The following is a 25,488-nucleotide window of genomic DNA, read 5'->3' on the forward strand; positions in this document are numbered from 1 at the left end:
GCATGAACAAGTATCAAGGCTTTTCGTACAGAGCCTAGCGAACCTGCCCCAGGTTCGCCTCACTCATGTCCAGTTCCCCCAGCACCTGTCGCACCACCTCATCACCCACCTGATGCTGGCGGTGCAGCTCGTACAGTTCCAGGCGCTGAGCACGTAATGCCCGCAGGCGCAGGCGACGCTCCAGCAGATCCATCTGCTCTGCCAGCGCCCGGGCTTCTGCGGTGTCGTTATAGCTGTCCAGCTCATCCCGGTATTCGGCCATCAACCGCGCTTTCAGCTCAGTGGCCAGGGTGGCCTGGGCGGCGTCCTGGGGCGCATTGGCATCGATCACCTCTTCGGCTTCCAGGGCATGAATAGCCGCTTCGGCCGTGCGCCGCCAGGCCTCCTGCACCTCCTGGTGCAAGCGCTCATCGGGACTCTTGGTAACGCCACGCAGCAAAATAGGTAGGGCAATCACCGCGCTGACCAGCGACAGCAGGATCACACCGGCGGCGATGAAGATCAGCAGGTCGCGCTCTGGGAAGGCTTTGCCCGCTCCCATCAGCAGCGGCACCGACATCACGCCCGCCAGGGTCACCGCCCCGCGCACGCCACCGAAGGTCAGCAGCCAGCAGGAGCGGGCGGTCGGCATCAGTACCAGCGTCGGCTTGCCGCGCCAGCGCCGTACCACGCCGATAGCCCGCCAGATGCTCTGCACCCAGACAAAGCGCAGCAGCACCAGCGCGGCGAAGATCGCCACCACGTCCAGACAGCGCCAGACCAGGGTCGGCCAGACAGTTGCCTCGTCGGTGACCACCGCCTTGATGATGTCCGGCAACTGCAGGCCCAGCAGCAGGAAGATCAGGCCGTTGAAGGCGAACTCCAGCAACGACCAGACACTGCGATTGAGCAGGCGGGTGCTGGTCTGGCGCGGCAACAGGTCGAGCCAGCTCTGCATCATGCCCGCGGCCACCGCCGAGAGGATGCCCGACACGCCCAGGCGCTCGGCCAGCACGTAGGCGGCGAACGGCAGCAGCAGCATGAACACCACGTGGGTGGCCGGATCGTCCCAGCCGCGGGTGATCATCCACATGCGCAGGCGCCCCACCAGCCAGCTCAGCGCCACGCCCACCGCCAGGCCACCAAGGGCGACGAGCACGAAGGTCAGGCTGGCCTCGGTCAGCGAGAATACGCCGGTGATGGCGGCGGCCAGGGCGAACTTGAAGGTCACCAGGCCCGAGGCGTCGTTCATCAACGCCTCGCCTTGGAGCATGTGCATCAGGGGCGTGGGCAGGCGGTCCTGGGTGATGGCCGAGACCGCCACGGCATCGGTGGGCGACAGCACCGCCGCCAGGGCAAAGGCCACCGGCAGGGGAATGCTCGGCAGCAGCCAGTGGATGAAATACCCGGCGCCGACCACGGTGAACAGCACCAGCCCCACCGCCAGGGCCACCACCGGCCCGCGTATGCGCCACAGCTCGCGCTTGGGCATGCGCCAGCCATCGGCGAACAGCAACGGCGGTAAAAACAGGAACAGGAACAGCTCCGGGTCCAGCGCCACATGCAATCCCAGGGTTGGCCAGGCCAGCAAGGCACCCGCGCCAATCTGTACCAGCGGCAGCGGCAGTGGCAACACGCGCCCCACCAGTTTCGACACGCTCACCAGCATCAGCAGGATAAGAACGGTATAGGCTGACTGCATCAGCAAGCTTCCTGTGTGATCGGAGAAACGACAGCAAGGCGAAACATCGCCATTGAAACAATATGTTAGCGAGGACCTTCTATTGTGGACCGCTGCACGTTAGTCGCAACCCACCAGCGAATATGTAACACAATGCTACTTGAGACGATGTGACATACATCCCCCCATACCTTCGGGCCCGCAGCCGTGGCGCCAACCCCATCGATACCGCATAATCGCTGCCACCCAATCTTCAAGGAGTATCGGGGACGCCAGGCCACCGCCGGCAGCCCCAGGCATTTCAATGGCTTACACTCTCTACGGCATCAAAGCCTGCGACACCATGAAAAAGGCCCGTACCTGGCTTGAAGAAAAGGCCATTGGCTACGACTTCCACGACTACAAGACCCAGGGCATCGACCGCGACAGCCTGAACCGCTGGTGCGACGAGCATGGCTGGGAAGTCGTGCTGAACCGCGCCGGGACCACCTTCCGCAAGCTCGACGACGCCAGCAAGGCCAACCTCGACCAGGCCAAGGCCGTCGAACTGATGGTCGCCCAACCTTCGATGATCAAGCGCCCGGTGCTCGACCTCGGCGAGCGCACGCTGGTCGGCTTCAAGCCCGATCTCTACGCGGCGGCGCTGGCCTGATCACGCATTACGCTCCATCCCCATTTCGCATGAGGTAATCGCATGTCTCAATCGCTGTTCAGCCTGGCCTTCGGTGTCGGCACCCAGAACCGCCAGGGCACCTGGCTGGAAGTCTTCTACGCACAGCCTGTGCTCAAGCCGTCCGCCGAACTGGTCGCGGCCATCGCGCCGGTTCTCGGTTATGAAGGTGGCAACCAGGCCATCGCCTTCAGCACCGCCCAGGCCGCCCAACTGGCCGACGCGCTCAAGGGCGTTGATGCAGCGCAAGCAGCCCTGCTGACCCGCCTGGCCGAGAGCCACAAGCCGCTGGTCGCCACCCTGCTGGCCGAAGACGGCGCCTTGGCCTCCACCCCCGAGGCCTACCTCAAGCTGCACCTGCTGTCGCACCGCCTGGTCAAGCCGCACGGTGTATCGCTGGCCGGCATCTTCCCGCTGCTGCCCAACGTCGCCTGGACCAACCAGGGCGCGGTCGACCTGGCCGAGCTTGCCGAGCGGCAACTGGAAGCGCGCCTGAAAGGCGAACTGCTGGAAGTGTTCTCGGTGGACAAGTTCCCGAAGATGACCGACTACGTGGTGCCAGCCGGCGTGCGCATCGCCGACACTGCTCGTGTGCGCCTGGGCGCCTATATTGGCGAAGGCACCACCATCATGCACGAAGGCTTCGTCAACTTTAACGCCGGTACCGAAGGCCCGGGCATGATCGAAGGCCGCGTCTCCGCTGGCGTGTTCGTCGGCAAGGGCTCCGACCTGGGCGGCGGTTGCTCGACCATGGGCACCCTGTCCGGTGGTGGCAACATCGTCATCAAGGTCGGCGAAGGTTGCCTGATCGGCGCCAACGCCGGTATCGGCATCCCGCTGGGCGACCGCAACACCGTCGAAGCCGGCCTGTACATCACCGCCGGCACCAAGGTGAACCTGCTGGATGAGAACAACCAGCTGGTCAAGGTGGTCAAGGCGCGCGATCTGGCCGGCCAGACCGACTTGCTGTTCCGCCGCAACTCGCTCAATGGCGCCGTGGAGTGCAAGACCCACAAGTCGGCCATCGAGCTGAACGAGGCACTGCACGCTCACAACTGAGGCTCTGCCTGGGTTTGAGGTGATAAGATCGGGTCTGCTCCTACGGGCAGACCCGATTTTTCATTCCAGGCCCCGCGAACATGTTCCAGCCCTCCCCCTGGCGTACCGATTTCCCGGCCATCGCCGCCCTGCAACGGCAGCACCAGACCTACCTGGATAGCGCCGCCACCACGCAGAAACCCCAGGCCCTGCTCGATGCCCTGAGCCATTACTACGGCCATGGCGCAGCCAATGTACACCGCGCCCAGCACCTGCCCGGCGCCTTGGCGACACAGGCTTTCGAGGGCACACGGGACAAGGTCGCCGCCTGGCTCAATGCAGCCGATGCGCGCCAGATCGTATTCACCCACGGTGCTACCTCGGCCTTGAACCTGCTGGCCTATGGTCTGGAACATCGCTTCGAGGCAGGCGACGAAATCGCCGTCAGCGGCCTGGAGCACCACGCCAACCTGCTGCCCTGGCAACAACTGGCGCATCGCCGCAACCTGCGCCTGGTGGTCCTGCCGGTTACTGACCAGGGGCATGTCGACCTGGAGCAGGCCCTGCAACTGATAGGCCCGCGCACTCGCCTGCTGGCGATCAGCCAACTGTCCAACGTGCTGGGTACCTGGCAACCGCTGACGCCTTTGCTGGCGCATGCCCGCGCCCAAGGCGCGCTGAGCGTTGTCGATGGCGCCCAGGGCGTGGTTCATGGCCGACATGACGTGCAGCAACTGGCCTGCGATTTCTATGTGTTCTCCAGCCACAAACTCTATGGTCCGGACGGAGTGGGCGTACTTTACGGCCGCCAGGATGCGCTGGCGTTGCTGCGTCACTGGCAATACGGCGGAGAAATGGTGCAGATGGCGGACTACCAGAGCGCCAGCTTCCGCCCCGCGCCACTGGGTTTCGAAGCCGGCACCCCGCCGATTGCCGGGGTGATCGGCCTGGGCGCCACCCTGGACTACCTGGCCAGCCTCGACGTACATGCCGTGGCCGCCCATGAAGCCAGCTTGCACCAGTGCCTGGTACGTGGCCTGGCCGATCGCGAGGGAGTTCGCCTGCTCGGCTCGCCCGAGGCGGCACTGGCCAGTTTCGTCATCGATGGCGTGCACAACGCCGATATCGCCCACCTGCTGACAGAACAGGGTATCGCCGTGCGCGCCGGGCACCATTGCGCCATGCCACTGCTCAGGCACCTGGGGCTCGATGGCGCGATCCGCGTATCGCTGGGGCTGTACTCCGACAGCGACGACCTGCAGCGTTTCTTCGAGGCGCTCGACAAAGGCCTGGAACTGTTGCGATGAACCTTTCGCCAGAGGCCAGCCAAGCGCTGGAAGCGTTCGAACAGGCGCGTGGCTGGGAGCAGCGGGCGCGGTTGCTGATGCAGTGGGGTGACCGCCTGGAGCCACTGGGCGACAGCGACAAGACCGAGACCAACCGGGTGCATGGCTGCGAGAGCCTGGTTTGGCTGGTGGCGGTGCAGGATGACGGCCAGTGGCGGTTCAAGGCAGGCAGCGATGCGCGGATGCTGCGGGGATTGCTGGCACTTCTTCTTGTGCGAGTGCAAGGCTTGGCCAGCGATCAGTTGGCAGCGCTCGACCTGAGCGCCTGGTTTACCCAACTGGGACTGGAGCGGCAGTTGTCACCGTCGCGCAGCAATGGTCTGCATGCGGTGCTACTGAGGATGGCCGAACTCGCTACCCAGGGCTGAACCACTGCCCCGCGATAGCCTAATCAGCCTTGACCCGCTCCGAAGGGCGCCGCGCCCCGGCCACAAGCTTTTCAACGGCCTTGCTCGCCGCCACCATGCCGAAGGTCGCGGTCACCATCATCACCGCGCCGAAACCACCTGCACAGTCCAGGCGCACGCCTTCACCGACAAAGCTCTTCTGCAGGCACACACTGCCGTCGCCCTTGGGGTAGCGCAGCTGTTCGCTGGAGAACACGCACGGCACGCCATAGTTGCGGCTGGTGTTGCGCGAGAAGTTGTAGTCGCGGCGCAAGGTCGAGCGCACCCGTGAAGCCAGCGGGTCGTTGAAGGTCTTGTTGAGGTCGCCGACCTGGATCTGGGTCGGGTCGATCTGCCCGCCGGCGCCACCAGTGGTGACGATGGCGATCTTGCGTCGGCGACACCAGGCGATCAGCGCGGCCTTGGCCATCACGCTGTCGATGCAGTCAATCACGCAGTCCATCTGTTCGGTGATGTACTCGGCCATGGTCTCGCGGGTGACGAAGTCGGCCACCGCGTGCACCGTGCAGGCCGGGTTGATCGCCCGCAGACGCTCGGCCATCACCTCCACCTTGAGGCGGCCCACCTGCCCTTCGAGGGCGTGGGCCTGACGGTTGGTGTTGCTCACGCAGACATCGTCGAGGTCGAACAGGCTGATCTCGCCCACGCCGCTGCGCGCCAGGGCCTCGGCCGCCCACGAGCCGACCCCGCCGATGCCGACGATGGCCACATGGGCCTGACGCAGGCGCTGCAAGCCGTCGTCGCCGTAGAGCCGGGCGACGCCGGCGAAGCGTGGATCTTCTGTGCTCATGTGGGGACCTCGAAAAAACCGGCGCGCATTATATGCCAAGGCATGCGCTCCGGGGGGAGCACAGCACATGAACACGCCGCAAGGGCGTGGCAGAGCGGCCAGGGGTTGGAACAAAACCTACCGACCCTGCTTTAATGTCCTATCAAGCAAATATATCTGGACGACAAGTGAGCGGCCTGAGAACTACATTCCTTGCCGATAATCCAACGGATTACCTTCTCCGGCACTTGTAGGACCCACGGCCTGCGACAGCGACCCTCGCTCCCCTCTTCGGAACCTCGAACACCTATGTCATCACGTAAATTCGGTCTCAACCTGGTAGTGGTCCTGGCCATTGCCGCGCTGTTCACCGGGTTCTGGGCCTTGATCAACCGCCCGGTGTCCGCCCCCGCCTGGCCGGAACAGATTTCCGGTTTCTCCTATTCGCCCTTCCGCCTGGGGCAGAGCCCGCAGAAAGGCCAGTACCCCAGCGAGGACGAGATCCGCCAGGACCTCGAGCAACTGAACAAACTGACCGACAACGTGCGCATCTACACCGTCGAAGGCACCCAGGCCGAGGTACCGCGCCTGGCCGAAGAGCTCGGCCTGCGCGTGACCCTGGGCATCTGGATCAGCAACGACCAGGAGCGCAACGAGCGCGAGATCGAAAAGGCCATCGGCCTGGCCAATACCTCACGCAGCGTGGTGCGGGTGGTGGTCGGCAACGAAGCGTTGTTTCGCGAGGAGGTCACCGCCGAACAGCTGATCGGCTACCTGGACCGGGTACGCGCCGCAGTGAAGGTGCCGGTGACCACCAGCGAGCAGTGGCACATCTGGAAGGAACACCCGGAGCTGGCGAAACACGTCGACCTGATCGCCGCGCACATACTGCCCTATTGGGAATTCGTGCCCATGAAGGACTCGGTGCAATTCGTCCTCGACCGTGCCCGCGAGCTGCGCAAGCAGTTCCCGCGCAAACCGCTGCTGCTCTCGGAGGTCGGCTGGCCGAGCAATGGCCGCATGCGCGGTGGCGCCGACGCCACCCAGGCCGACCAGGCCATCTACCTGCGCACCTTGGTCAACACCCTCAACCGTCGTGGCTATAACTACTTCGTCATCGAGGCCTACGACCAGCCATGGAAGGCCAGCGACGAAGGCTCGGTGGGCGCCTACTGGGGCGTGTACAACGCCGAGCGTCAACAGAAGTTCAACTTTGAAGGCCCGATCGTGGCGATCCCGCAATGGCGCGCCCTGGCCGTGGCCTCGGTAGTGCTGGCGATGATCGCCCTGGCCATCCTGCTGATCGACGGCTCGGCCCTGCGCCAGCGCGGGCGCACCTTCCTCACCTTCATCACCTTCCTGTGCGGGTCGGTGCTGGTATGGATCGCCTACGACTACAGCCAGCAGTACAGCACCTGGTTCAGCCTGACCGTGGGCGTGCTGCTGGCACTGGGCGCCCTCGGGGTATTCATCGTGCTGCTGACCGAGGCCCACGAACTGGCCGAGGCGGTGTGGATCCACAAGCGCCGACGCGAGTTCCTGCCCGTGCAGGGCGACAGCGCCTATCGACCCAAGGTCTCGGTGCATGTGCCGTGCTACAACGAGCCGCCGGAGATGGTCAAGCAGACCCTCGACGCCCTCGCCGCGCTGGACTACCCAGACTACGAAGTGCTGGTGATCGACAACAACACCAAGGACCCGGCCGTGTGGGAACCGCTCAAGGCCCACTGCGAGAAGCTCGGCGAGCGCTTCAAGTTCTTCCACGTCGCGCCCCTGGCCGGCTTCAAGGGCGGCGCCCTGAACTACCTGATTCCGCACACCGCCAAGGACGCCGAGGTGATCGCGGTGATCGACTCGGACTACTGCGTCGACCGCAACTGGTTAAAACACATGGTGCCGCACTTCGCCGACCCGAAGATCGCCGTGGTGCAGTCGCCGCAGGACTACCGCGACCAGCACGAAAGCGCCTTCAAGAAGCTGTGCTACAGCGAGTACAAGGGCTTCTTCCATATCGGCATGGTCACCCGCAACGACCGTGACGCGATCATCCAGCACGGCACCATGACCATGACCAGGCGCAGCGTGCTCGAGGAGCTCGGCTGGGCCGAATGGTGCATCTGCGAAGACGCCGAGCTGGGCCTGCGAGTGTTCGAGAAAGGCCTGTCGGCAGCCTACGCCCACAACAGCTACGGCAAGGGCCTGATGCCCGACACCTTCATCGACTTCAAGAAGCAGCGCTTCCGCTGGGCCTACGGCGCCATCCAGATCATCAAGCACCACGCCGGCGCGCTGCTGCGCGGCAAGGGCAGCGAGCTGACCCGCGGCCAGCGCTACCACTTCCTGGCCGGCTGGCTGCCATGGATCGCCGATGGCATGAACATCTTCTTCACCGTCGGCGCCCTGCTGTGGTCGGCGGCGATGATCATCGTGCCGCATCGGGTCGATCCGCCGCTGATGATGTTCGCCATCCCGCCGCTGGCGCTGTTCTTCTTCAAGGTCGGCAAGATCCTGTTCCTCTATCGCCGCGCGGTGGGGGTCGACCTGAAGGATGCCTTCGCCGCCGCACTGGCGGGGCTGGCGCTGTCGCATACCATCGCCAAGGCGGTCCTGTACGGTTTCTTCACCAGCAGCATGCCGTTCTTCCGCACGCCGAAGAATGCCGACAGCCATGGTCTGCTGGTGGCGATTGCCGAGGCCCGCGAAGAGCTGTTCATCATGCTGATGCTGTGGGGCGCGGCGCTGGGGATCTACCTGGTGCAGGGGCTGCCGAGTTCGGACATGCGCTTCTGGGTGGCGATGCTGCTGGTGCAGTCGTTGCCGTACCTGGCGGCATTGGTGATGGCGTTGCTGTCGTCATTGCCCAAGCCGGCGGAGAAGGCAAGCGAAGCACAGGTCGTTTGATGTAGCGTGGAAGCGGCGGCGCGCCGCCGCTCCCACGAAGCACATCGTGTCCGCAGGCATCATTTGATATAAGATAACGCCCCAGTTTCCCGCCCTGCCTTGCCCCCGGAGTCTTGCAATGACGGCCCCTGCCGAGCTTTCGCCTACCCTGCAACTGGCCTGCGACCTGATCCGCCGCCCGTCGGTCACCCCGGTCGATGCCGACTGCCAGACCCAGATGATGAACCGCCTGGGCGCCGTCGGCTTCCAGCTCGAGCCGATGCGCATCGAAGACGTCGACAACTTCTGGGCCAGCCATGGCACCCAGGAAGGCCCGGTGCTGTGCTTCGCAGGCCACACCGATGTGGTCCCCACCGGCCCGGTGCAGCAGTGGCAGCACGAGCCGTTCGAAGCGCTGATCGATGCCGACGGCATGCTCTGCGGCCGCGGCGCCGCCGACATGAAGGGCAGCCTGGCGTCGATGGTGGTGGCCTGCGAGCGCTTCGTGCACGACTACCCGAACCACCGTGGCAAGGTCGCATTCCTGATCACCAGCGACGAGGAAGGCCCGGCCCACCACGGCACCAAGGCTGTGGTCGAGCGCCTGAAGGCGCGCAACGAGCGCATGGACTGGTGCATCGTCGGCGAGCCGTCCAGCACCACCCTGCTCGGTGACGTGGTCAAGAACGGCCGCCGCGGCTCGCTTGGCGCCAAGCTGACCGTGCGCGGCAAGCAAGGCCATGTGGCCTACCCGCACCTGGCGCGCAACCCGATCCACCTGGCCGCGCCGGCCCTGGCCGAGCTGGCCGCCGAGCACTGGGACGAAGGCAATGCATTCTTCCCGCCGACCAGCTTCCAGATCTCCAACCTCAACTCCGGCACTGGCGCCACCAACGTGGTCCCGGGCGAACTGACGGCACTGTTCAACTTCCGTTTCTCCACCGAATCGACGGTCGAGGGCTTGCAGCAACGCGTCGCGACGATCCTCGACAAGCACCAGCTGGAATGGAGCATCGATTGGGCGCTGTCGGGCCTGCCGTTCCTCACCGAGCCGGGTGAATTGCTCGATGCGGTGTCGTCGAGCATCAAGGCCGTCACTGGCCGCGAGACCCGACCATCGACCAGTGGCGGTACCTCCGATGGCCGCTTCATCGCCACCATGGGCACCCAGGTGGTCGAGCTCGGCCCGGTCAACGCCACCATCCACCAGGTGGACGAGCGTATCCTGGCCAGCGATCTCGACCTGCTGACCGAGATCTACTACCAGACCCTGGTCCGGTTGCTCGCCTGATGCTCGCCTGCCCTCTCTGCCAGGCGACCCTGGCGCAGCTCGACAATGGCGTGGCCTGCCCCGCCGGCCACCGCTTCGACCGCGCCCGCCAGGGCTACCTCAACCTGCTGCCGGTGCAGCACAAGAACAGCCGCGACCCGGGCGACAACCAGGCCATGGTCGAAGCCCGTCGCGACTTCCTCGACGCCGGCCATTACGCCCCGGTGGCACGCCGCCTGGCACAACTGGCGGCCGAGCGCCAGCCGCAGGCCTGGCTGGACATCGGCTGCGGCGAAGGCTACTACACCGCGCAGATCGCCCAGGCGCTGCCGGCGGCCGACGGCTACGCCCTGGACATCTCCCGCGAGGCGGTCAAGCGTGCCTGCCGCCGTGCGCCCGAGGTAACCTGGATGGTGGCCAGCATGGCCCGCGTGCCCATGGCCGATGCCAGCTGCAGCTTCATCGCCAGCGTGTTCAGCCCGCTCGACTGGCAGGAGGCCAGGCGCCTGCTGGCCCCGGGCGGCGGCCTGATGCGGGTCGGCCCGACCAGCGGCCATCTGATGGAGCTGCGCGAGGTGCTCTACGATGAAGTGCGCCCCTACGCCGACGACAAGCACCTGGCCCTGGTCCCGGCAGGCATGACCCACGCCCACGGCGAGATCCTCGAGTTCCGCCTGAGCCTGGTCGAGGCCAAGGCCCGCGCCGACCTGCTGGCGATGACCCCGCACGGCTGGCGGGCCAGCGCCGAGAAGCGCGCACAAGTGATCGAACAGCCCGAACCCTTCGTGGTCACCGTTTCCATGCGTTATGACTATTTCGTGCGCCAAGACTGAGCACACTGGAGCTTCCCATGCGTCAACCCGATATCGAGATCTACCTCAAGGACGCCGAGGTCGATCACAAGCAGATCGCCGACTGGCTGACCCAGGCCCTTGGCCCGTGCAGCGAATGGAAGCAGAAAGGCCAGACCTTCAAGTGCACGGCCGGTAACATCCCGGTCACCTGGTTACCGAAAGCTGTGGGGAAATGGAACAGCCTGTACCTGGAAAGCGACCAGACACCCTGGGCCGACGACATCGCCTGCGCCCGTGCGGCATTCGCTGCGCTGAACGTCGAAGTGCGTTGCGCGCCAGGTAGCTGGGCGGAAGAAGACGGGGAAGAAGATGCCGATCGCTGGATCCGCATCAGCGCCGACGGTGAAGAGGAAATCACCTGGCGTACCAGCTGAGGCCGTTCGCATCAGGCTGCAAGTTCCACGGACAACTTGCAGCTTGAGCGTGCAGCCGGAAGGCTCAGAGCCCGACTACATCCTCTGCCTGCAGGCCTTTCTGGCCCTGCACGAGTGCGTACTCCACCTGCTGTCCCTCGACCAGGGTGCGATGCCCCTCACCGCGGATAGCCCGATAGTGGACGAACACGTCCGCACCACCTTCGCGCTGAATGAAGCCATAACCCTTGGCATCGTTGAACCACTTCACATTCCCAGTCTCACGAGACGACATCTGAACTACTCCGGATTTTTATTTTGAAGATCGCCTTGCTGGCATGGGCTCACCGCCCGCGCCGACGCAGCTTGCACGAATATCCTGCAAGCGGCAGGCCGAGTATATGACAGGGAACAAAAAAAATTCATGACAGGGGCATTTATGGCGGAATTTTGCTGAACTTACGCAGATACGGCAGACTAACGTGCTGAAAAAACACTGTTACTTCCACCCAGGGCCCACCCCATGACCCGTTCTCCCCTGCGCCGCCTCATCTTCGGCGCCCTGCGTCGCGTTCTCTACCTGTGGGTGCGCTCCGAAACCATCAACCAGTCCTCGCTGACGCTCAAGCTTGACCGCAGCCGACCGGTGTTCTATGCCCTCTCCTCGCCGTCGCTCACCGACCTGGCCGTGGTCGACCACGAGTGCACCAAAGCAGGGCTGCCGCGCCCGGTACTGCCGGTGGCCGTCGGCCCGCTGCAGGAGCCCGCGGCGTTCTTCTACCTGACCCCCGACCCTGACTGGCTCGGCCGGCAAGACAAACGCGGCGCGCCGCCCACCCTCGAGCGCCTGGTCGCGGCAATCAGCCAGCATGCCGAGGAAGACGCACAGATCATCCCGGTCAGCGTGTTCTGGGGTCAGACCCCAGCCAGCGAGTCGAGCCCGTGGAAGCTGCTTTTCGCCGACAGCTGGGCGGTCACCGGCCGCCTGCGCCGCCTGCTCAGCGTGCTGATCCTCGGGCGCAAGACCCGGGTGCAGTTCTCCGCGCCGATCCACCTGCGCGAGCTGGTGCAGCACAACAAGGGCCATGAGCGCACCGTGCGCATGGCCCAACGCATGATGCGCGTGCACTTTCGCAACCTGAAGACCGCGGTCATCGGGCCGGACATCTCGCACCGTCGCAACCTGGTCAAAGGGCTGGTGCACGATCCGCTGGTGCGCCAGGCGATCAGCGACGAGGCCGACCGCGAGAAGATCCCCTACGCCAAGGCCGAGGCCAAGGCGCTGTACTATGGCAACGAGATCGCCTCGGACTACACCTACACCGCGATCCGCTTCCTCGAAGTGGTGCTGAGCTGGTTCTGGAACAAGATCTACGACGGCATCAAGGTCAACCACATCGAGCAGGTGCAAGGCATCGCCCCCGGCCATGAAGTGATCTACGTGCCCTGCCACCGCAGCCATATCGACTACCTGCTGCTGTCCTACCTGCTGTTCCGCAACGGCCTGACGCCGCCACACATCGCTGCCGGCATCAACCTCAACATGCCGGTGATCGGCGGCCTGCTGCGCCGCGGCGGGGCGTTCTTCATGCGCCGCACGTTCAAGGGCAACCCGCTGTACACCGCCGTGTTCAACGAATACCTGCACACCCTGTTCACCAAGGGTTTCCCGGTGGAGTACTTCGTCGAAGGCGGGCGCTCGCGCACCGGGCGCATGCTGCAACCGCGCACCGGCATGCTGGCGATCACCCTGCGCAGCTTCCTGCGCTCCTCGCGCACGCCGATCGTCTTCGTGCCGGTGTACATCGGCTACGAGCGGGTGCTCGAAGGCCGCACCTACCTGGGCGAGCTGCGCGGCGCCAGCAAGAAGAAGGAATCGATATTCGACATCTTCAAGGTTATCGGCGCGCTCAAGCAGCGCTTCGGCCAGGTGTACGTCAACTTCGGCGAGCCAATCCGCCTGAACAGCTTCCTCGACCAGCAGCAACCCGGCTGGCGCGAACAGGCGCTGGCCCCGCAGTTCCGCCCGGACTGGCTCAACGAGACCACCACGCGCCTGGGCGAAACGGTTGCCCGCCACCTCAACGAGGCCGCGGCAATCAATCCGGTCAACCTGGTGGCGCTGGCCCTGCTGTCGACCAGCCGCCTGGCCCTGGACGAACGCGCCCTGACCCGCGTGCTCGACCTGTACCTGGCCCTGCTGCGCCAGGTGCCCTACTCGCCGCACACCACCCTGCCCGAGGGTGACGGCAAGACACTTATCGAGCACGTACTGGGCATGGACCTGCTGGCTGAGCAGAAGGATGCGCTGGGTCGCATCCTCTATCTGGACGAAGCCAACGCGGTACTGATGACTTACTACCGCAACAACGTGCTGCACATCTTCGCCCTGCCGGGGCTGCTGGCGAGCTTCTTCCTCAGCAGCTCGCGCATGAGCCGCGAACTGCTGGGCCAGTACGTGCGGGCGCTGTATCCGTACCTGCAGGCCGAACTGTTCCTGCGCTGGACGCCCGAGCAACTGGACGAGGTGATCGACCAGTGGCTGGCGGCGCTGGTCGAACAGGGGCTGCTGCGCAAGGAACAAGACATCTACATGCGCCCCGCGCCCAGCTCGCGGCAGTTCGTGCTGCTGACGCTGCTGGCCCGTACCATCACCCAGACCCTGCAGCGCTTCTACATGGCCACTTCGCTGCTGCTCAACAGCGGCCAGCACACGCTGAACGCCGAAGAACTGGAGGAGCTGTGCGTGATGATGGCCCAGCGCCTGTCGATCCTGCATGGCTTGAATGCGCCCGAGTTCTTCGACAAGACCTTGTTCCGCCACTTCATCCAGACGCTGGTACGTGAAGGGGTCTTGCGCCCCGACAGCGCCGGCAAGCTGGGCTACCACGACAAGCTCGCCGAGCTGGCCGAAGGCGTGGCCAAGCGCGTGCTGTCGGCCGAGCTGCGCCTGTCGATCCGCCAGGTGGCCTTGCACCGCGATGAAACAGCGGAACCCGCGGCGACTGCCTGACTGGCCCGATCACGGACTAAACGATACGCTGAACCTGCTCCACTCTGCTCATAAGGAAAGCCCCATGATCCGCTCCTCCCTGCGCTTCACCACTCTGTGCGCCGGCCTGCTGTTGTCGGCCAGCGCCCTGGCCCTGTCGCTCGGTGACCTGTCCCAGAGCGACGCCTCCGGCGGCCTGAAGGACGCCCTTACCCAAGGCGCGCAGATCGCCGTCAAGCAACTGAGCACCCCCGGCGGCTTCAGCAACAACCCGGACGTGCGCATCGAGCTGCCGGGCAACCTCGGCAAAGCGGCCAAAGCCATGAAGATGTTCGGCAAGGGTGACCAGGTCGATGCCCTGGAAACTAGCATGAACAAGGCCGCCGAGGCTGCCGTGCCGCAAGCCCAGGCGATTCTGGTGGACGCGGTGAAGAAGATGACCGTGACCGACGCCAAGGGCATCCTCAGCGGCGGCCAGGACTCGGCCACCCAGTACCTGAACAAGAGCAGCCGCGAGCAGATCCGCGCCAAGTTCCTGCCGATCGTCAAGCAGGCCACCGACAAGGTCGGCCTGGCCCAGCAGTACAACAGCTTTGCAGGGCAGGCCAAAGGCCTGGGCCTGATCAAGGATGACGCCAATATCGAGAACTATGTGACCGAGAAGGCGCTGGACGGCTTGTTCGAAATGATCGGCAAGCAGGAAGAAAGCATTCGCCAGAACCCGGCCGGTGCGGCCACCAGCCTTGCCAAGAAGGTGTTCGGCGCGCTGTGATGTCGAGCTGAAAACCGGTGGGGCTGCTGTGCAGCCCTATCGCTGGCAAGCCAGCTCCCACAGGTACTGCGCAACTCGTGTGGGAGCCGGCTTGCCGGCGATAGGAGGGCAAAGCCCTCCCGCTCGTTCCTCAGTTTTTCTTGACCCTGAACCACGCCGCATACAACGCCGGCAGGAACAGCAGGGTCAGCACCGTGGCGACGATCAACCCGCCCATGATCGCTACCGCCATCGGCCCGTAGAACACACTCCTCGACAACGGAATCATAGCCAGCACCGCCGCCAGCGCGGTCAGCACGATTGGCCGGAAGCGTCGCACCGTGGCCTCGATGATCGCCTGCCAACGCTCCATCCCCGCGGCGATATCCTGTTCGATCTGGTCCACCAGAATCACCGAGTTGCGCATGATCATGCCGGCCAGGGCGATGGTCCCTAACATGGCGACGAAGCCGAATGGCTGGCGAAACACCAGCAGGAACAGGGTCACGCCGATCAGCCCGAGGGGCGCGGTGAGGAACACCATGAACATCCGCGAGAAACTGCGCAGCTGGATCATCAGCAGGCTCAGCACCACCACGATGAACAGTGGCATCCCGGCGTTCACTGAACGCTGGCCACGCTCGGAGTCTTCCACCGTCCCGCCCACCTCGAGCAAGTAGCCATCAGGCAGCTCGTCCTTGATCTGCGCCAGCGTCGGCTGGATCTGCTTGACCAAGGTCGCCGGCTGTTCCTTGTCGTAGATATCGGCGCGCACGGTGACCGTGGGCAGGCGGTTACGGTGCCAGATGATACCTTCCTCGAAGCCGTACTCCAGGGTCGCCACCTGCGACAGGGCCACGCTCTGGCCGTTGTCGGTGGGCACCGCCAGACTGCCCAGGTTGCCCAGCTCACGGCGCTCCTCTGGCGTACCACGCAGGAGAATCTCGATCAGCTCGTTGTCTTCGCGGTACTGGCTGACGTTGCTGCCGGTCAGTGAACTCTGCAGGAAGCTCGACAGGTGCGCGGTGCTCACGCCCAGCGCCCGGGCACGGTCCTGGTCGATGTCCAGGTACACCGCCTTGCTCGGTTCTTCCCAGTCCAGGTGCACGTTGACCACATGCGGGTTCTCGCGCACCTTGGCCGCCACCTCGCGGGCCAGGGCGCGAACCTTCTCGATGTGTTCGCCGGTGACACGGAACTGCACCGGATAGCCTACGGGCGGGCCGTTTTCCAGGCGCGTGACCCGTGAGCGCAAGTCGGGGAACTGCTGGTCCAGGGTGCCGATCAACCAGCTGCGCAGGCGTTCACGGTCCTCCAGCGACTTGGCCAGCACCACGAACTGGGCAAAGCTCGCCGCAGGCAGTTGCTGGTCCAGCGGCAGGTAGAAACGCGGCGAACCGGTGCCGACATAGGCAACATAGTTGGCGATACCGTCCTGCTGCTTGAGGAGCGCCTCCAATTGCTTGACCCGCTCGGCGGTGTTGTTCAGCGAAGCGCCTTCGGTCAGCTTAAGATCGACCATCAGTTCCGGCCGCCCGGACGCGGGGAAGAACTGCTGCGGTACGAAGCGGAACAGCAGGATGCTACCGACGAACGCGGCGATGGTCAGCACGATCACCGTCTTGCGCCGCCGCACGCACCATTCCACTACACGCCGGACACGCTGGTAGAACGGCGTCGCATAGGGGTCGGGGGCGTGCCCGTCAGCGCCGCGGCGGGCCGCGTGGAGCTTGGCCAGGTCCGGCAGCAGGCGCTCGCCCAGGTAGGGCACGAATACCACTGCGGCAACCCAGGAGGTCAGCAGGGCGATGGTCACCACCTGGAAGATCGAACGGGTGTATTCCCCTGTACCCGAAGCCGCCGTGGCAATCGGCAGGAAGCCTGCGGCGGTGATCAGGGTGCCGGTGAGCATCGGGAACGCCGTGCTGGTCCAGGCATAGCTCGCCGCCTTGAGCCGGTCGTAGCCCTGTTCCATCTTGATCGCCATCATCTCCACCGCGATGATCGCGTCGTCGACCAGCAGGCCCAGGGCCAGCACCAGCGCCCCCAGCGAGATCTTGTGCAGGCCGATGCCGAAGTAGTGCATGGCAGCGAAGGTCATGGCCAGCACCAGCGGGATCGCCAGAGCCACCACCAGGCCGGTGCGCAGGCCGAGCGAGAAGAAGCTCACCAGCAGGACAATGACCAAGGCCTCAACCAGCACCTGAACGAACTCACCAACCCCGGCCTTCACCGCCGCCGGCTGGTCGGACACCTTGCGCAGCTCCATGCCCGCCGGCAGGCTCTGCGCGAGGCGGGCGAACTCGCCTTCCAGGGCCTTGCCGAGCACCAGGATGTCGCCGCCGTCCTTCATCGATACCGCCAGCCCGATGGCGTCCTCGCCCATGAAGCGCATGCGCGGCGCGGGTGGGTCGTTGAAACCGCGCTGTACTTCGGCGACATCACCGATGCGGAAGGTGCGGTCACCGATGCGGATAGGGAACTGGCGAATCTGTTCGACGCTGTCGAAGCGCCCACTGACCCGCAGTTGCAGGCGCTCGCTGGGGGTTTCGAAGAAGCCCGCGGTACTCACCGCGTTCTGCTCGCGCAGTGCCTGCTGCACGGCGGCGAGCGGCACCCCGAGCGTGGCCAGCTTGACGTTGGACAGTTCGATCCAGATCTTTTCGTCCTGCAGGCCGATGAGCTCCACCTTGCCCACGTCCTTGACCCGCTGCAGCTGGATCTGGATACGGTCGGCGTAGTCCTTGAGCACCGCATAGTCGAAGCCGGCACCGGTCAGGGCGTAGATATTGCCGAAGGTGGTGCCGAACTCGTCATTGAAGAATGGCCCCTGCGCTTCGGGGGGCAGGGTGTGCTTGATATCCGCGACTTTCTTGCGGATCTGGTACCACAACTCGGGGATGTGCGCCGAATGCATCGAATCGCGGGCCATGAAGGTGACCTGGGACTCGCCGGGCCTGGAGAACGAGACGATCCGCTCGTACTCGCCAGTCTCCATCAGTTTCTTTTCGATACGCTCGGTGACCTGGCGGGCGACCTCCTCGGCGGTCGCGCCCGGCCAAAGGGTCCGGATGACCATGGCCTTGAAGGTGAACGGAGGGTCCTCGCTCTGTCCGAGCTTGGTGTAGGAAATGGCGCCAATTGCTGCCAGCAGTATCATCAGGAACAACACGATCTGGCGGTTGCGCAGCGCCCAGGCGGAAAGGTTGAAACCCATCGGGACTTACTCCTTGGCCGCCAGGTTCACTTCACGGTTGCTGCGGTCCACAGGCCGCACTTGTTGCCCCTCGCGCAGCACGTGGCCACCGGCGGCAACCACCCAGTCGCCGGCCTGCAGGCCTTCGAGCACCGGCACGCTGTCCGCGCCATAAGCGCCGAGGCGCACGGGGACGCGTTCCAGGCGGTTATCCTGGCCGATCCGCCAGACATAGGCCTGCCCCGCTTCGGCGGTCACCGCCGACAGCGGCACCGCCAGCGGCGAGCGTTCGCCATGGTCGATGAACACCCGTGCGCTCTGACCCAGTTCGGCCGGGGTGGCGTTGGAGGTAAAGGCGATGCGCGCGGCGAAGGTGCGCGAACGGGGGTCCGCCGCCGGGGAGAGCTCGCGAATACGCCCTTCGAAGCGCCGGTTCGGGTGCGACCAAAGTTCAACGCTGACTACCTGCCCTACGGCAAAGCGGGCGAACTGCTGCTCTGGGAGGCCTATGGCCACTTCGCGCTCACCATCGGCGGCCAGCGTGAAGACGGTTTGCCCTGCCGCCACCACCTGCCCCACTTCGACCTGGCGCTTGGCAATCACGCCGGCCTGAGGGGCGCGCAACACGGCATACTCGGCCTGGTTACCCGCTACCTCGTACTCGGCCTTGGCTTGCTTCAGACGGGCCATGCCGGCGCGATAGAGGTTCTCGGCATTGTCGAACTGAGAGTGGCTGACCATTTGCCGATGCAGCAGTTTCTGGTAGCGATCGCGCTCGGCGAGCACCAGCGCCAGGTTGGCCTCGGCCGCCGCCAGCTGAGCGCGGTTGGCTTCCAGTTGCAGGCGTACGTCCTGGGGATCGAGTTCGGCCAGCGGCTGCTCGGCCTTGACCCGCTGCCCCTCCTCCACCAGGCGTTTGCTGACCTTGCCACCGATACGGAACGCCAGGTCAGGTTCGAAGCGCGCCCGCACCTCGCCGGGGTAACTGTCGGCGGAGGCGCCAGCCGGTTGTGGTTGAACCACCAACGCCGGACGCGGCGCGGTGGGCGGCGCGGCCTCCTGGCCGCAGGCGGTGAGCAGCAGCACGGCGGCGGCCGGCAGGGCGAGTGACAATGCACGACGCAACATGATGAATGACCTTTGGCAGAGGGCGCTTTGAATATTTATACTGATGAGTATATTAAATTAGCGAACCTGGTCGGGGAAGCGGGCGTTTCAGAGAAAATGCCTTTTTAGTGATACGACGTACGCTGCAGCCGACCGCCCGCGGACCCGGTAAGATGTGCCCCTTTCACAGAGAATGCGGTCCCTCATGTCCAACGACGCACCCATCGGCCCCGGCCGGCCCAAGGACCTGGCTAAGCGCGAGGCCATCCTCGAAGCTGCCAAGCACCTGTTCCTCAGCCTTGGCTATGCCAACACCAGCATGGATGCGGTCGCGGCGGCGGCAGGTGTTTCAAAACTCACCGTCTACAGCCATTTCACCGACAAGCAGACGCTGTTCGGCGCGGCGGTCATGGCCACCTGCCAGAACCAGTTGCCTGACCTGATGTTCGAGTATCCCGAAGGCGCGGCGGTGGAAGACGTGCTGCTGAACATTGCCCGTGGCTTCCAGGCTTTGATCAGCAGCGACGAGGCCGTCAAGCTGAGCCGCCTGATCTTTGCCCTGGGCAGCCAGGATCCGGGTTTTGGTCAGTACTTCTACGCGGCGGGGCCCAAGCGGGTAATGAGCGGGATGGAGGCGTTGCTGCGTTGTGTCGATCAGCGGGGACTGCTGCGGATCGATAACCCGTGGCAGGCGGCGGAGCATTTCTTCTGCCTGGTGAAGGGGGCGCCGGATTATCGGTTGCTGCTGGGGTGCTCGCCGGCGCTGGTGGGGGATGAGGCTGAGGCGCATGTGCGGGAGGCGGTGGGGGTTTTTATTCGGGCTTTTCGGGGGTAAGGGTTCGGGTTCGGGTTCGGGGCGATTGTTTTGGGTTTTGTGAGCGCATTCGTAGAAGATGTCGACATTTAGTCACCCTTTCGCCTTTACGGCGACCTACTTTTGTCTTGACAAAAGTAGGCAAAACCGTTCGGCTCCGTTCATGCGGCCCCTACGCTTCGCTACGGGGTTCCCTCGCTCCGTTCTTGCTCCCGTGGGTACCGCGCTGTACGCCCCATCCTGGGGCGCAGCGCTCGACGGCCATCCATGGCCGTCGCCCCACTACGCAAGAACTCCACTCGGCCTCCTGAAGTCGCAATTGGTGGCGCCTGAACTATCGCGCACTTAGAAGCAAAATCAAAAGCAGATCAGGAGCAGATCAAGAGCAGATATGTTGGTTTTGTTAGTGGTTGTAATGTTGTTCTTCATTGCCCCGCGATGTTGATCTAGAGTTCCCACGATGGCAACTAGCGACTAGCTGCGTTAGTGCAGGCGCCGCCCGTAACTTCGCGACTTCAGGAGGCCGAACGGAGGTCTTGCGGAGGGAGGTGACGGGCATGGATGCCCGTCAAGCGCTGCGCCCCAGGATGGGGCGTTCAGCGCGGTCCTCCCGGGAGCAAGGCCGGAGTGAGGGAACCCGGAGCGAAGCGGAGGGCCGGATGAATGGAGCGCAGCGGCTTTGCTTACTTTGGCCAAGACCAAAGTAAGCCGCCGTAAGGGCGGAAAGGTGACTATGCGTCGCCATCGCAAATGAATGCGCATACAACTTCAAAACAACCAAAACTCCAAAACCCCCAACCCCCCAAAAACCCCAACAAAAGATCACCGCGCCTCCATATGCGCAATCATCAACTGCACACTCTCATTCCCCCGAAACTCATTCACATCCAACTTGTAAGCCAACTCCACCCACCGCACTGTAGGATTCGGCCAGACCTCCCGGTCAATCCCAAAGGCAATCCCATCCAACCGCACCGCCCCACACTCGCTCTTGAGCACCACTTTCAGATGCCGCTCCCCTACGACCCGCTGTTCGACCAGCTGGAACACCCCATGGAACAACGGCTCGGGAAAGTGCTGCCCCCAGGGCCCGGCATTGCGTAATGCCCGCGCCAGGTCCAGGTGAAACTCCTCCACCGCCAACGTGCCATCCGACAACAACCGCCCGGTCAGGTCTTCCTCACGCAACTGGCGCCGCACCTCGTCGTCGAACGCCTCGGCAAACGCAGGGAAATTCTCGGCCGGCAAGGACAGCCCCGCCGCCATGGCATGCCCACCGAACTTGCTGATCAAGCTCGGATGCCGCGCCGCAACGGCGTCCAGCGCATCACGGATATGGAACCCCGGCACCGAGCGCGCCGAGCCCTTCAGCACCCCTTCTCCCGCATCGGCAAAGGCGATGGTCGGGCGGTGATAACGCTCTTTAAGGCGCGAAGCGAGGATACCGATCACCCCCTGGTGCCAGTCGGCGTCGAACAGGCACAAGCCATAAGGCATGGACTCGACCGGCAGATCCTTGAGCTGGGCCAAAGCCTCGCGCTGCATGCCCTGCTCGATGGACTTGCGATCCTGGTTCAGGCCATCCAGTTGCTGGGCCATGTCCAGCGCAAGCGCCGCGTCTTCGCACAACAGGCATTCGATGCCCAGGCTCATGTCGTCCAGGCGCCCGGCGGCATTGAGCCGAGGGCCAAGGATGAAGCCAAGGTCAGTGGAAGTGATGCGCTTGTGGTCGCGCCGCGCCACTTCGAGGATGGCCTTGAGCCCCGGGCGGGCGCGACCGGCGCGGATACGCTCCAGCCCCTGATGCACCAGGATGCGGTTGTTGGCATCCAGTGGTACCACGTCGGCGACGCTGCCCAGTGCCACCAGGTCAAGCAGCTCGCCGATGTTCGGCTGCGGCTGCGTTTCGTAGCGCCCCAGGCTGCGCAACCGCGCACGCAGGGCCATCAGCACGTAGAAGATCACGCCGACACCGGCCAGTGACTTGCTCGGAAACGCGCAACCGGGCTGGTTGGGATTGACGATGGCGTCGGCGGCCGGCAGTTGCTCGCCCGGCAGGTGGTGGTCGGTGACCAGCACCTTGAGCCCGGCAGCCTTGGCCGCGGCCACGCCATCGACGCTGGAGATACCGTTGTCCACGGTGATCAGCAATTGCGGCTGGCGCTCGAGCGCAACCGCGACGATCTCCGGGGTCAGGCCGTAGCCATACTCGAAGCGGTTGGGCACCAGGTAGTCGACATGGGCCGCACCCAGCAAGCGCAAGCCCAGCACGCCGACCGTGCTGGCGGTGGCGCCGTCGGCATCGAAATCGCCGACGATGAGAATGCGCTGGCGCTGATCGAGCGCCTCGACCAGCAGCTCCACCGCCGCGTCGATACCCTTGAGTTGCTGGTAAGGCAGCAAGCGCGCCAGGCTCTTGTCCAGCTCGGCCTCGGACGCTACGCCACGGGCGGCGTACAGACGGGTCAGCAAGGGCGGCAGGTTGCCCAGCAACGGCAGGGGGGACGGCAGGGGACGTGGTTCGATACGCATGGGGTCTTCGCAATTCCGCTTTGTTTCAGGTCAGCCGCGCTCGCCAAGCAGCCATTGCAACTGCACTTCGTGCTGGCCACGGTCGTCGGTGACGAACACAGTGCCTTCGCTGATCATCACGTCCCACTTGATGGTACGCGGCATATCGGTGGCGAGGGTTTCCAGCACTTCTTGCGGCACGGCGGCAATGCTCAGGTTCTTCAGGCCCTTGACCGCGCCGACCACCTTGGTCTCCCACACGCGCAGGCTGCCGTAGGCCAGCAGGCTGGTGCGCTCGGTGCGCCGCGAGCACCAGGTCAGGCGGTCGGCGTCAGGCTGGCCGACTTCGATCCAGTGCAGGATCCGGTCGTCCAGGCTTTTTTCCCACAGTGCCGCCTCATCGACGTCCGACAGGCCACGGCCAAAGGACAGCTGCTCGTTGTACCAGAGGGCATAGCCCAGCAGGCGCACGGCCATACGTTCTTCGGTTTCCGAAGGGTGGCGGGCGATGGTCTGGCGGACGTTCTCGTACACGCCGCGGTCGAGGTCGGTCAGATTCAATTCGAACTTGTAGGTGGTGGACGGCTGGGCCATGGGCAATAGGCTTCTTGCGGGGGGAAATGCGCACAGTCTAACTGATCCCAGGCGTCAGCGCCGGTTCAGACAATGCCGATATACCTGCCGCCGCCGAGCTGTGATACAACCTGCGTCACGCCCAGACGCCACGGATGCCCCATGACAACGCCCAGCAAACCCCTCGCCGGCCTGAAAGTCATCGAGCTCGGCACCCTGATCGCCGGCCCGTTCGCCTCGCGGATCTGCGCCGAGTTCGGTGCCGAGGTGATCAAGGTCGAGTCGCCCGATGGCGGTGATCCGCTGCGCAAATGGCGCAAGCTGTACGAGGGCACCTCGCTATGGTGGTTCGTCCAGGCGCGCAACAAGCAATCACTGACCCTCAACCTCAAGCATCCTGAAGGCCGCGAAGTGCTCAAGCGCCTGCTGGCCGAGGCCGACATCCTGATCGAGAACTTCCGCCCGGGCGTGCTGGAAAAACTCGGGCTGGGCTGGGATGTGCTGCATGCCCTCAACCCGCGCCTGGTCATGGTGCGCCTGTCAGGCTTCGGCCAGACCGGCCCGATGAAGGACCAGCCAGGCTTCGGCGCGGTTGGCGAATCCATGGGCGGATTGCGCTACATCACCGGTTTCGAGGATCGCCCGCCAGTGCGCACGGGGATTTCAATCGGCGACTCCATTGCCGCCCTCTGGGGCGTGATTGGCGCGCTGATGGCCCTGCGTCATCGTGAAATCAACGGTGGCGACGGCCAAGTCGTGGATGTGGCGCTGTACGAAGCGATCTTCGCCATGATGGAAAGCATGGTGCCGGAATTCGACGTGTTCGGTTTCATCCGCGAGCGCACCGGCAATATCATGCCGGGTATCACCCCTTCATGCATTCACACCACCGCCGATGGCCGACATGTGCAGATTGGCGCCAATGGCGATGCGATCTTCAAGCGCTTCATGCAGGCTATCGGTCGTGACGACCTGGCCAACGATGCCGCCCTGGCCACCAATGATGGTCGCGATGCCCGCCGCGACGAGCTGTACGGCGTTATCGACCGCTGGGCCAACGGCCTGCCGCTGGACACGGTGATGCAGGTGCTCAAGGACGCCGAGGTGCCGGCCAGCCGGATCTACTCCGCCGAAGACATGCTGAGCGACCCGCAATTCCTCGCCCGCGAGATGTTCCTCCAGGCCCGGCTGCCGGATGGCAAACCATTCAAGATGCCGGGCATCGTGCCCAAGCTGTCAGACACCCCCGGTTCGACCGAATGGATCGGCCCTGCCCTGGGCGAACACACGGCTACGGTGCTGGCCGGCCTGGGCTACGACTCAGCCGCCATTGCCCGCCTGCGCGCGGCCGGTACGGTCTGATCGACATCCCATGGGTATTCGTCATCTGCCCATCATCCTCTGTCTGGCGCTGACCTCACTCGCGGGGCAGGCGGCAGAGGCCAGGGAGCGCCTGCTGTGGCTGGTGCGCGACCTGCCGCCGTTCACCATCTTCGAAGGGCCGGCCAAGGGCCAGGGGGTGATCGACCAACTGCTGCCGATGCTGATCACCCGAATGCCCGAGTACGATCACAGCATCATCCGGGTCAATCGAGCCCGGGGCCTGCAGATGCTCCAGGAGCCCAGTTTCACCTGCGATCCGACCCTGCTGTGGACGCCCGAGCGCGCCCGGTATGTGCACTTCTCTCTGCCATCGCTAGGAGTGTTGAGCAGTGGCCTGATCGTGCGCAAGCAAGACCAGGCGCTATTGACCCCATACCTGGAAGGGCAGCAGGTGGACCTGCAGCGCTTGCTTACCGAAACCCGCCTCAAACTGGGGATCGTCGCTGAACGCAGCTACAGCGCGCAGGTCGACGAAGTCCTGCGGCAACTGCCCGATACCGCGTTCAGCCGTCACTACGGCAACGATGCCACGGCCAGCCTGCTGCAAATGCAGCAATTGGGGCGCCTGCAGCTGGTGCTCGGCTACTGGCCGGAGATGCGTTACCTGATCCAGCAGCAGAATGGCTCACTGGACGATTACCGGTTCTATCCCATTCGTAGCGTCAACCGCTACCAGTTCCTCCATGTGGGTTGCTCGGACACTGCCCTGGGGCGCAAGGCGATCGACCATATAGACCAATTGCTGCCCGCGCTGCGTCGCGACACCTTGCCGGGCCTCTATGCACGCTGGCTGGATGCCGAACTCCAGGAGGATTACCTGGGCCAGGCCCGGCATTTCTTCGAAGAGGGTGAAGCCCCTGCGCACTGAGTTGATGTCCATGGGACGGTAACGGCTCCTACACGGGTGCGGGTGA

20 protein-coding genes are annotated in these 25,488 nt (G+C 64.5%); 13 read left to right on the forward strand and 7 right to left on the reverse strand.

Annotated elements, in window-relative coordinates; all coding sequences use genetic code 11:
* Positions 1–34: 34 nt before the first annotated feature.
* Positions 35–1,681, reverse strand: coding sequence for a Na+/H+ antiporter (locus LU688_RS22065; protein ID WP_038706692.1), 1,647 nt, complete (start codon positions 1,679–1,681; stop codon positions 35–37).
* A gap of 283 nt (positions 1,682–1,964) precedes the next feature.
* On the opposite strand from LU688_RS22065, the gene LU688_RS22070 reads away from it, so the two are divergent.
* From LU688_RS22070 to LU688_RS22085, 4 genes are all read left to right on the forward strand, one after another.
* Entirely contained in the window at positions 1,965–2,312 is a 348-nt protein-coding gene (locus tag LU688_RS22070) for an ArsC family reductase (RefSeq protein WP_023631566.1), read from the forward strand.
* A gap of 42 nt (positions 2,313–2,354) precedes the next feature.
* Positions 2,355–3,389 (forward strand): 2,3,4,5-tetrahydropyridine-2,6-dicarboxylate N-succinyltransferase, encoded by a 1,035-nt coding sequence (gene dapD / locus LU688_RS22075; protein ID WP_038706693.1) that lies wholly within the window; start codon positions 2,355–2,357, stop codon positions 3,387–3,389.
* Positions 3,390–3,469: 80 nt separating this feature from the next.
* Positions 3,470–4,675 (forward strand): cysteine desulfurase, encoded by a 1,206-nt coding sequence (locus LU688_RS22080; protein ID WP_094011640.1) that lies wholly within the window; start codon positions 3,470–3,472, stop codon positions 4,673–4,675.
* Entirely contained in the window at positions 4,672–5,082 is a 411-nt protein-coding gene (locus LU688_RS22085; RefSeq protein WP_094011641.1) for a SufE family protein, read from the forward strand. Before LU688_RS22080 ends, LU688_RS22085 begins: the two co-directional genes overlap by 4 nt.
* A 19-nt stretch (positions 5,083–5,101) precedes the next feature.
* On the opposite strand, the gene tcdA is transcribed toward LU688_RS22085, so the two are convergent.
* Positions 5,102–5,911 (reverse strand): tRNA cyclic N6-threonylcarbamoyladenosine(37) synthase TcdA, encoded by an 810-nt coding sequence (gene tcdA, locus LU688_RS22090; RefSeq protein WP_038706694.1) that lies wholly within the window; start codon positions 5,909–5,911, stop codon positions 5,102–5,104.
* A 288-nt stretch (positions 5,912–6,199) separates the two neighbouring features.
* Between tcdA and LU688_RS22095 the strand changes: the two genes are divergently transcribed.
* From LU688_RS22095 to LU688_RS22110, 4 genes are all read left to right on the forward strand, one after another.
* Positions 6,200–8,791 carry a glycosyltransferase gene (locus LU688_RS22095; RefSeq protein ID WP_094011642.1) on the forward strand — a complete coding sequence of 864 codons (2,592 nt, stop codon included), beginning with the start codon at positions 6,200–6,202 and terminating at the stop codon, positions 8,789–8,791.
* Positions 8,792–8,909: 118 nt separating this feature from the next.
* The gene (gene dapE, locus LU688_RS22100; RefSeq protein ID WP_023631787.1) at positions 8,910–10,061 is read left to right on the forward strand and encodes a succinyl-diaminopimelate desuccinylase; all 1,152 of its coding nucleotides are present in this window, start codon (positions 8,910–8,912) and stop codon (positions 10,059–10,061) included.
* Entirely contained in the window at positions 10,061–10,873 is an 813-nt protein-coding gene (locus tag LU688_RS22105; protein ID WP_094011643.1) for a putative RNA methyltransferase, read from the forward strand. Before dapE ends, LU688_RS22105 begins: the two co-directional genes overlap by 1 nt.
* 17 nt (positions 10,874–10,890) lie before the next feature.
* Positions 10,891–11,268 carry a hypothetical protein gene (locus LU688_RS22110; protein WP_023631318.1) on the forward strand — a complete coding sequence of 126 codons (378 nt, stop codon included), beginning with the start codon at positions 10,891–10,893 and terminating at the stop codon, positions 11,266–11,268.
* 64 nt (positions 11,269–11,332) lie between these two features.
* Here the strand turns inward: LU688_RS22110 and LU688_RS22115 are convergent, their stop codons facing one another.
* Positions 11,333–11,542 (reverse strand): cold-shock protein, encoded by a 210-nt coding sequence (locus LU688_RS22115; protein ID WP_011535295.1) that lies wholly within the window; start codon positions 11,540–11,542, stop codon positions 11,333–11,335.
* Between the two features lie 228 nt (positions 11,543–11,770).
* On the opposite strand from LU688_RS22115, the gene plsB reads away from it, so the two are divergent.
* Positions 11,771–14,260: a glycerol-3-phosphate 1-O-acyltransferase PlsB gene (gene plsB, locus LU688_RS22120; protein WP_094011644.1), complete on the forward strand. Its 2,490-nt coding sequence runs from the start codon at positions 11,771–11,773 to the stop codon at positions 14,258–14,260.
* 64 nt (positions 14,261–14,324) lie between these two features.
* Positions 14,325–15,011, forward strand: a complete 687-nt coding sequence (locus tag LU688_RS22125; RefSeq protein ID WP_023631317.1) for a DUF4197 domain-containing protein — start codon at positions 14,325–14,327, stop codon at positions 15,009–15,011.
* Between the two features lie 130 nt (positions 15,012–15,141).
* On the opposite strand, the gene LU688_RS22130 is transcribed toward LU688_RS22125, so the two are convergent.
* Both LU688_RS22130 and LU688_RS22135 read right to left on the reverse strand, forming a co-directional pair.
* Entirely contained in the window at positions 15,142–18,207 is a 3,066-nt protein-coding gene (locus LU688_RS22130) for an efflux RND transporter permease subunit (RefSeq protein ID WP_094011645.1), read from the reverse strand.
* A 6-nt stretch (positions 18,208–18,213) separates the two neighbouring features.
* Positions 18,214–19,314: an efflux RND transporter periplasmic adaptor subunit gene (locus LU688_RS22135; protein ID WP_094011646.1), complete on the reverse strand. Its 1,101-nt coding sequence runs from the start codon at positions 19,312–19,314 to the stop codon at positions 18,214–18,216.
* A gap of 172 nt (positions 19,315–19,486) precedes the next feature.
* Here LU688_RS22135 and LU688_RS22140 point away from each other — a divergent pair, with 172 nt between their 5' ends.
* The gene (locus tag LU688_RS22140; protein ID WP_038706700.1) at positions 19,487–20,128 is read left to right on the forward strand and encodes a TetR/AcrR family transcriptional regulator; all 642 of its coding nucleotides are present in this window, start codon (positions 19,487–19,489) and stop codon (positions 20,126–20,128) included.
* Between the two features lie 801 nt (positions 20,129–20,929).
* On the opposite strand, the gene recJ is transcribed toward LU688_RS22140, so the two are convergent.
* Together recJ and LU688_RS22150 are read right to left on the reverse strand one after the other, a co-directional pair.
* Positions 20,930–22,639, reverse strand: coding sequence for a single-stranded-DNA-specific exonuclease RecJ (gene recJ / locus LU688_RS22145; RefSeq protein WP_094011647.1), 1,710 nt, complete (start codon positions 22,637–22,639; stop codon positions 20,930–20,932).
* A 30-nt stretch (positions 22,640–22,669) separates the two neighbouring features.
* Positions 22,670–23,212, reverse strand: coding sequence for a YaeQ family protein (locus LU688_RS22150; protein WP_038706702.1), 543 nt, complete (start codon positions 23,210–23,212; stop codon positions 22,670–22,672).
* A 141-nt stretch (positions 23,213–23,353) separates the two neighbouring features.
* On the opposite strand from LU688_RS22150, the gene LU688_RS22155 reads away from it, so the two are divergent.
* Together LU688_RS22155 and LU688_RS22160 are read left to right on the forward strand one after the other, a co-directional pair.
* The gene (locus LU688_RS22155; protein ID WP_094011648.1) at positions 23,354–24,553 is read left to right on the forward strand and encodes a CaiB/BaiF CoA transferase family protein; all 1,200 of its coding nucleotides are present in this window, start codon (positions 23,354–23,356) and stop codon (positions 24,551–24,553) included.
* Positions 24,554–24,563: 10 nt separating this feature from the next.
* Positions 24,564–25,442 (forward strand): TIGR02285 family protein, encoded by an 879-nt coding sequence (locus LU688_RS22160; protein ID WP_023630114.1) that lies wholly within the window; start codon positions 24,564–24,566, stop codon positions 25,440–25,442.
* Positions 25,443–25,488: the final 46 nt, after the last annotated feature.

Source organism: Pseudomonas soli, assembly GCF_021283165.2.
GTDB classification, from domain to species: Bacteria; Pseudomonadota; Gammaproteobacteria; order Pseudomonadales; family Pseudomonadaceae; genus Aquipseudomonas; species Aquipseudomonas soli.

Coding starts and splice junctions, on each gene's coding strand:
- LU688_RS22065 (WP_038706692.1), bottom strand. CDS start 1,681: ATGCAGTCAGCCTATACCGTTCTTATCCTGCTGATGCTGGTGAGCGTG.
- LU688_RS22070 (WP_023631566.1), top strand. CDS start 1,965: ATGGCTTACACTCTCTACGGCATCAAAGCCTGCGACACCATGAAAAAG.
- dapD (WP_038706693.1), top strand. CDS start 2,355: ATGTCTCAATCGCTGTTCAGCCTGGCCTTCGGTGTCGGCACCCAGAAC.
- LU688_RS22080 (WP_094011640.1), top strand. CDS start 3,470: ATGTTCCAGCCCTCCCCCTGGCGTACCGATTTCCCGGCCATCGCCGCC.
- LU688_RS22085 (WP_094011641.1), top strand. CDS start 4,672: ATGAACCTTTCGCCAGAGGCCAGCCAAGCGCTGGAAGCGTTCGAACAG.
- tcdA (WP_038706694.1), bottom strand. CDS start 5,911: ATGAGCACAGAAGATCCACGCTTCGCCGGCGTCGCCCGGCTCTACGGC.
- LU688_RS22095 (WP_094011642.1), top strand. CDS start 6,200: ATGTCATCACGTAAATTCGGTCTCAACCTGGTAGTGGTCCTGGCCATT.
- dapE (WP_023631787.1), top strand. CDS start 8,910: ATGACGGCCCCTGCCGAGCTTTCGCCTACCCTGCAACTGGCCTGCGAC.
- LU688_RS22105 (WP_094011643.1), top strand. CDS start 10,061: ATGCTCGCCTGCCCTCTCTGCCAGGCGACCCTGGCGCAGCTCGACAAT.
- LU688_RS22110 (WP_023631318.1), top strand. CDS start 10,891: ATGCGTCAACCCGATATCGAGATCTACCTCAAGGACGCCGAGGTCGAT.
- LU688_RS22115 (WP_011535295.1), bottom strand. CDS start 11,542: ATGTCGTCTCGTGAGACTGGGAATGTGAAGTGGTTCAACGATGCCAAG.
- plsB (WP_094011644.1), top strand. CDS start 11,771: ATGACCCGTTCTCCCCTGCGCCGCCTCATCTTCGGCGCCCTGCGTCGC.
- LU688_RS22125 (WP_023631317.1), top strand. CDS start 14,325: ATGATCCGCTCCTCCCTGCGCTTCACCACTCTGTGCGCCGGCCTGCTG.
- LU688_RS22130 (WP_094011645.1), bottom strand. CDS start 18,207: ATGGGTTTCAACCTTTCCGCCTGGGCGCTGCGCAACCGCCAGATCGTG.
- LU688_RS22135 (WP_094011646.1), bottom strand. CDS start 19,314: ATGTTGCGTCGTGCATTGTCACTCGCCCTGCCGGCCGCCGCCGTGCTG.
- LU688_RS22140 (WP_038706700.1), top strand. CDS start 19,487: ATGCGGTCCCTCATGTCCAACGACGCACCCATCGGCCCCGGCCGGCCC.
- recJ (WP_094011647.1), bottom strand. CDS start 22,639: ATGCGTATCGAACCACGTCCCCTGCCGTCCCCCCTGCCGTTGCTGGGC.
- LU688_RS22150 (WP_038706702.1), bottom strand. CDS start 23,212: ATGGCCCAGCCGTCCACCACCTACAAGTTCGAATTGAATCTGACCGAC.
- LU688_RS22155 (WP_094011648.1), top strand. CDS start 23,354: ATGACAACGCCCAGCAAACCCCTCGCCGGCCTGAAAGTCATCGAGCTC.
- LU688_RS22160 (WP_023630114.1), top strand. CDS start 24,564: ATGGGTATTCGTCATCTGCCCATCATCCTCTGTCTGGCGCTGACCTCA.